The following is a 6,168-nucleotide window of genomic DNA, read 5'->3' as shown; positions in this document are numbered from 1 at the left end:
TTGCTCGGGCTCGAGATGGCGCCCCCGAGCGTGCGTCCGGTCACCACCGATACGCCGCTGCGGCAGGGGCTGACACCCGTTTATCCGAGCACGGCCGGTGTGTCGCAGGCCTACCTGCGCAAGGCCATCGACAACGCGGTGGCACGCACGCCCTTGCCGGAATTGCTGCCCGAGCCGCTCGCGCAAGCCTACGTGCGCCGCCTCAGCTTGCCGCCCCTCGCTCAGGCCGTGCGCACGCTTCATCATCCGAGCGCGGACGCCGACGAAGCGGCATTGATCGACGGTACGCACCCTGCGTGGACGCGGATCAAGTTCGACGAACTCCTCGCTCAGCAGCTCTCGCTCAAACGGGCTCACGAAGAGCGGCGTCGCCGCACGGCCCCGCCGATGCCTGCTGCCTCGAACGGCGCGCAAGCCGCCGCGCAGACACTCAGTGCCCGCCTGCGGGCAGCGCTGCCGTTCGCGCTGACCGGTGCGCAAGAGCGCGTCGTCGCCGAGATTTCGGCCGATCTGAGTGCCCCGCACCCGATGCAGCGGCTCTTGCAGGGCGATGTCGGCAGCGGGAAGACCGTCGTCGCGGCGCTGGCGGCCGCGCAGGCGATCGACGCCGGCTATCAGGCGGCGATGATGGCGCCCACCGAAATCCTCGCCGAGCAGCACGCCCGCAAGCTGCGCGGCTGGCTCGAGCCGCTCGGCGTGGCAGTGGCGTGGCTCGCGGGCAGCCTGAAGACGAAGGAGAAACGGGCGGCGCTCGAGGCCGCGGCCAGCGGTACGGCGCAACTCGTCATCGGCACGCACGCGATGATCCAGGAGACCGTGGAATTCGCGCGGCTCGGGCTCGTGATCGTCGACGAGCAGCACCGCTTCGGCGTCGCCCAACGGCTTGCGCTTCGGGCGAAGGCGCATCGGGCCGCGGACGGGGCCAGCGATTTCCAGCCGCATCAGCTCATGATGTCGGCGACGCCGATCCCGCGCACGCTGGCGATGACCTACTACGCCGATCTCGACGTGTCGACGATCGACGAGCTGCCGCCAGGGCGCACGCCGATCGTCACCAAGCTCGTTTCCGACACGCGCCGCGACGAGGTGGTCGCCCGGGTGCGCGAAGCGGCGCTGACCGGGCGGCAGGTCTATTGGGTGTGTCCGCTCATCGAGGAAAGCGAGACGCTGCAGCTGCAAACGGCGGTCGAAACGTTCGAGAAACTGGCGGCGGCGCTGCCGGAGTTGCGCGTCGGCCTCGTGCACGGCAGGCTGCCGCCCATGGAAAAGGCGGCCGTGATGGAGGCATTCGCCGGCAACGAGGTCCAATTGCTCGTGGCGACCACCGTGATCGAAGTGGGTGTCGATGTGCCCAACGCGTCGTTGATGGTGATCGAGCACGCCGAGCGGTTCGGCCTCGCTCAACTGCACCAATTGCGCGGGCGGGTGGGGCGCGGCAGCACCGCCTCGGTCTGCGTGCTGCTCTATGGCGGGCCGCTTTCGCTGACGGCGCGCGCGCGTCTGAAGACGATGCGCGAGACGACGGATGGTTTCGAGATCGCGCGCCGGGACCTCGAAATCCGGGGGCCGGGGGAATTTCTCGGCGCGCGGCAGTCCGGCGCCGCGATGCTGCGCTTTGCCGATCTGCAAAACGACGCGTGGCTGATCGAGCCTGCCCGTGAAGCCGCGGCGCGGCTCGTCGCCGAGTACCCCGATGTCGTGGCGGCGCATCTGGCGCGCTGGCTCGGCGGGCGCGAGCAGTACCTGAAGGCCTGAACGAAGGCAGGGCGAATGGAGCTCGGCTCGAAACTGGGGCTTATACGGTTGGCGAATTCGCGCGACGGGTGTATAACTTAAACCTATCAACTCCCAAGTTTTGATTGTCCCCCAATGACGCTCACTGAACTGAAATACATCGTGGCGGTAGCCCGCGAGCGACACTTCGGGCGCGCTGCCGAGGCGTGCTTCGTCAGTCAGCCGACGCTGTCCGTCGCGATCAAAAAGCTCGAGGACGAGCTCAACGTGCAGATTTTCGAGCGCGGAACGAGCGAAGTCAGCGTAACGCCGATCGGCGAGCAGATCGTGACCCAGGCGCAACGGGTGCTCGAGCAGACGCTCGCGATCAAGGAAATCGCCAAACAGGGGAAGGACCCGCTCGTGGGGCCGCTGCGGCTCGGTGTCATCTATACGATCGGGCCGTATCTGCTGCCGACGCTCGTCAAGCAGATGATCAAGCGTGTGCCGCAGATGCCGCTGATGCTGCAGGAGAACTACACGCTCAAGCTCATCGAACTGCTCAAGCAAGGCGAGATCGACGTGGCGATCATGGCGCTGCCGTTTCCCGAAACGGGCCTCATGGTACGGCCGCTTTACGACGAGCCGTTCGTCGTCGCGCTCCCGTCCGGCCACGCATGGGAGTCGCGCAAGAAGATCGACGCCGACGACCTCAAGCAGGAAACGATGCTGTTGCTCGGCAACGGACACTGTTTTCGCGACCATGTCCTGGGCGTTTGTCCCGAGCTGATGCGATTCTCGCAGACGGCCGACGGCATCCAGAAGACGTTCGAAGGCTCCTCGCTCGAGACGATCCGCCATATGGTGGCCAGCGGAGTCGGCATTACCGTATTGCCGCGTATGTCGGTGCCCGAGGTGAAGGTGCACGCAGGCGGGCCCGATGCCGGTCTACTCAGCTATGTTCCCTTTGACGAACCCGTGCCCGATCGCCGCGTCGTGCTGGCGTGGCGCAAGAGCTTCACGCGCATGCCGGCCATCGATGCGATCAGCGAAGCGATTGCCGCCTGCGACTTGCCCGGCGTCGACAAGCTCGATCTGCCGGCCGTGGTGAACTGAGTGCCGAAGATGTCCGCTTGGACATGACGGGGCGGCCGCTGCCGCCTCGTTTTTTTAGCCCCTATCGAATAGATTGAATCGATTAATTTGCTGTTGTCGATAGCTATCTATATGCTCGGCTCCATGGATCGCAGCGATTTGCCGCTGACTCCCTCTCGACCCAAGGAACCGCTATGTCCGACAGCAAGCTCACCACAGCCGCAGGCGCCCCCGTCGCCGACAACCAGAACTCGATGACAGCGGGGCCACGCGGCCCCATCGCATTGCAGGACGTCTGGCTGCTCGAAAAGCTTGCGCATTTCGACCGCGAGGTGATTCCCGAGCGGCGTGTTCACGCAAAAGGCTCCGGCGCATTCGGCACGTTCACGGTGACGCATGACATCACGCGCTATACGAAGGCGGCCGTGTTTTCGGAACTTGGCAAGCAAACGCCGTTGTTCATCCGGTTCTCGACCGTGGCGGGCGAGCGCGGTGCCGCCGATGCCGAGCGCGACGTGCGGGGCTTTTCGATCAAGTTCTACACCGACGAGGGCAATTGGGACGTCGTCGGCAATAACACGCCGGTCTTTTTCATCCGCGATCCGCTCAAGTTTCCCGATTTCATCCACTCGCAAAAACGCGACCCGTACACGAACCTGCGCAGCAACATCGCGGCGTGGGATTTCTGGTCGCGCCATCCCGAATCGCTGCACCAGGTCACGATTTTGATGAGCGACCGCGGGATTCCGAAGAACTACCGGCAGCAGCACGGATTCGGCTCGCATACGTTTTCGTTCATCAACGCCGCGGGCGAGCGGTTCTGGGTCAAGTTCCATTTCAAGTCCGCGCAGGGCGTCGAAAACCTGACGAACGAGCAAGCCGCCGCCGTCATCGCGGGCGATCGCGAGAGCGCGCAGCGCGATCTCGTCTCGAGCATCGATCGCGGCGAGTTTCCGAAGTGGCACTTCCGCGTGCAGGTCATGCCCGAGGCCGATGCCGCGCGATACGGCATCAATCCTTTCGACATCACCAAAGTGTGGCCGCACAAGGACTATCCGCTCATCGATGTCGGGACGATCGAGCTCAACCGCAATGCCGCGAACTACTTTTCCGACGTCGAGCAGGCGGCATTCACACCGGCCAACGTGGTGCCCGGCATCGGGTTTTCTCCGGACCGCCTGCTGCAGGGGCGTCTTTTCTCGTACGGCGATGCGCAGCGCTACCGGCTCGGGGTCAATCATCATCAGATTCCCGTCAATGCGCCGAAGTGCCCGGTACACGCGTTTCATCGTGACGGCGCAATGCGCACCGACGGCAATCTCGGCGGCACGCCGAACTACGAACCGAGCCGCTTCGGCGAGTTCGCGCAGGATCGCAGCGCCCTCGAGCCGCCGCTCGCGGCCGGCGCGATCGATCGTTACGATCACCGCGAGGACGACGACTACTACAGCCAGCCGGGCGCGCTCTTTCGTCTGTTCGACGAGGGCCAGCGCGCGCGACTGTTCGATACGATCGCGGGGCACATCGACGGCGTGCCCGAGGACATCGTCGCACGCCAGCTCGAGCATTTCTCGCGTGCCGACCCGGCCTACGGCGCGGGCGTGGCCGATGCGATCGAGCGCCGGCGCGCGGCCCGGGCGAAGTAAGGACAGCGAGCGATGACGAATGCGGCGCCCCCAAGGTGGCGCCGCAACGTTCGAGTGGGCTACACTGGCGCTCGCCCGATGCGGGAAGCATGAGCGCCTTCGGTTGGCGCAGGACATCTGCCGTCTCGCACCGTTCGCATCTCTTTTGCAAGGAACCGCCATGGCAAAGAAAAACACCGCATCGCAAATCGACATCGGCATCACCGACAAAGACCGCAAGAAAATCGCCGAGGGGCTTTCGCGCCTGCTCGCCGATACCTACACGCTCTATCTGAAGACGCACAACTTCCATTGGAACGTGACGGGGCCGATGTTCAATACGCTGCACCTCATGTTCGAGACGCAGTACACCGAACTCGCGCTGGCAGTCGATGCGATCGCCGAGCGGATTCGTGCGCTGGGCGTGCCCGCACCGGGGAGCTACAAGGAATTCGCGAAGCTGTCGTCGATTCCCGAGGCCGATGGCGTGCCGAGCGCGGAAGAGATGATTCGCCAACTGGTCGAAGGGCAGGAAGCGGTGGTGCGTACCGCACGCGCGATTTTTCCGACGACGGATGCGGCGCACGACGAACCCACGGCCGATTTGCTGACCCAGCGTATGCAGACGCACGAGAAAACCGCCTGGATGTTGCGCGCCATGCTCGCCTGAGGCCACGTCGGTGGCACCCGCCGGCCACCGCACCTCACCGCACATAAAAAGGGGACGCCGCTGTTTGGGCGTCCCTTTTGCATTCGGCTGCCGGTTTTCAGTCTTAAAATAGCGGCATCCCGGTTTCAGTCAGTTCCGCCCACGCGATGTCCGCACCGATGTTTGCCCGCTTTCCGCTTTATCTGCGCTTGATCCGCATGGACAAGCCGATCGGCAGTCTGCTGCTGCTCTGGCCGACATTGAACGCGCTCTGGATCGCCTCGGGCGGACATCCCGCGCCGTCGCTGATCGTCATCTTCGCATTGGGCACCGTGCTCATGCGCTCGGCCGGGTGCGCGATCAACGACTACGCCGACCGCGATTTCGATCGCTACGTGAAGCGCACCGAGAACCGGCCGCTGACTTCGGGCAAGATCCAGGCGTGGGAAGCACTGGCGATTGCGGCCGTGCTGTCGGTCGTTTCTTTCTTGCTGATCCTGCCGCTCAATGGACTGACGAAAGCGTTGTCGGTCGTCGCGCTGTTCGTGGCGGGCTCGTATCCATTCATGAAGCGCTTTTTCGCGATCCCGCAGGCCTATCTGGGCATCGCGTTCGGTTTCGGCATTCCGATGGCGTTCGCCGCCATTCAGGACCGTGTCCCGATGCTCGCCTGGATCATGCTGCTGGCCAACGTGTTCTGGGCCGTGGCTTACGACACCGAGTACGCCATGGTCGATCGCGATGACGATCTGAAGATCGGCATTCGCACTTCAGCGATCACGTTCGGCCGCTTCGATGTCGCCGCCGTCATGCTGTGTTATGCCGCCGTGTTCGGCATCTATGCGGCGATCGGCGCGGCGCTCGGTTTCGGCTGGCCGTTTTGGTTAGGCTGGGCGGTCGCGCTCGGCTGCGCCGCCTATCACTACACGCTCATCCGCGAGCGCGAGCGCATGGCCTGTTTCGCGGCGTTTCTCCACAATAACTGGCTTGGCGGCGCACTTTTCGCGGGCGTCGCCGCGCATTACGTCATCGCCGGCCTATAGCGCGGCGATCGTCCCGCCGTTGAGGCGGGACTCGCGAACCACC

At 64.5% G+C, this 6,168-nt stretch carries 5 protein-coding genes; all 5 read left to right on the top strand.

What is annotated here, in order from left to right; all coding sequences use genetic code 11:
* Positions 1 to 1,755: ATP-dependent DNA helicase RecG (recG, locus tag ACO1XS_RS04300; RefSeq protein ID WP_486390078.1), on the top strand; the 1,755-nt coding region annotated here is incomplete at its 5' end.
* 114 nt (positions 1,756 to 1,869) lie between these two features.
* On the top strand, positions 1,870 to 2,829 hold the full coding sequence (locus ACO1XS_RS04295) for a hydrogen peroxide-inducible genes activator (RefSeq protein WP_331567989.1): 960 nt from the start codon (positions 1,870 to 1,872) through the stop codon (positions 2,827 to 2,829).
* A gap of 173 nt (positions 2,830 to 3,002) precedes the next feature.
* Positions 3,003 to 4,454, top strand: a complete 1,452-nt coding sequence (locus ACO1XS_RS04290; RefSeq protein WP_331567988.1) for a catalase — start codon at positions 3,003 to 3,005, stop codon at positions 4,452 to 4,454.
* 160 nt (positions 4,455 to 4,614) lie between these two features.
* Positions 4,615 to 5,103 (top strand): Dps family protein, encoded by a 489-nt coding sequence (locus ACO1XS_RS04285; RefSeq protein ID WP_331567987.1) that lies wholly within the window; start codon positions 4,615 to 4,617, stop codon positions 5,101 to 5,103.
* A 158-nt stretch (positions 5,104 to 5,261) separates the two neighbouring features.
* The gene (gene ubiA, locus ACO1XS_RS04280; protein WP_331568003.1) at positions 5,262 to 6,125 is read left to right on the top strand and encodes a 4-hydroxybenzoate octaprenyltransferase; all 864 of its coding nucleotides are present in this window, start codon (positions 5,262 to 5,264) and stop codon (positions 6,123 to 6,125) included.
* Positions 6,126 to 6,168 lie beyond the last annotated feature (43 nt).

This window comes from Trinickia sp. (assembly GCF_057351765.1).
This window is presented reverse-complemented; position numbering and strand designations above follow the sequence as displayed.

Excerpts from the sequence above, each read along its gene's own strand:
- ACO1XS_RS04295 (WP_331567989.1), top strand. The coding sequence starts at position 1,870 with ATGACGCTCACTGAACTGAAATACATCGTGGCGGTAGCCCGCGAGCGA.
- ACO1XS_RS04290 (WP_331567988.1), top strand. The coding sequence starts at position 3,003 with ATGTCCGACAGCAAGCTCACCACAGCCGCAGGCGCCCCCGTCGCCGAC.
- ACO1XS_RS04285 (WP_331567987.1), top strand. The coding sequence starts at position 4,615 with ATGGCAAAGAAAAACACCGCATCGCAAATCGACATCGGCATCACCGAC.
- ubiA (WP_331568003.1), top strand. The coding sequence starts at position 5,262 with ATGTTTGCCCGCTTTCCGCTTTATCTGCGCTTGATCCGCATGGACAAG.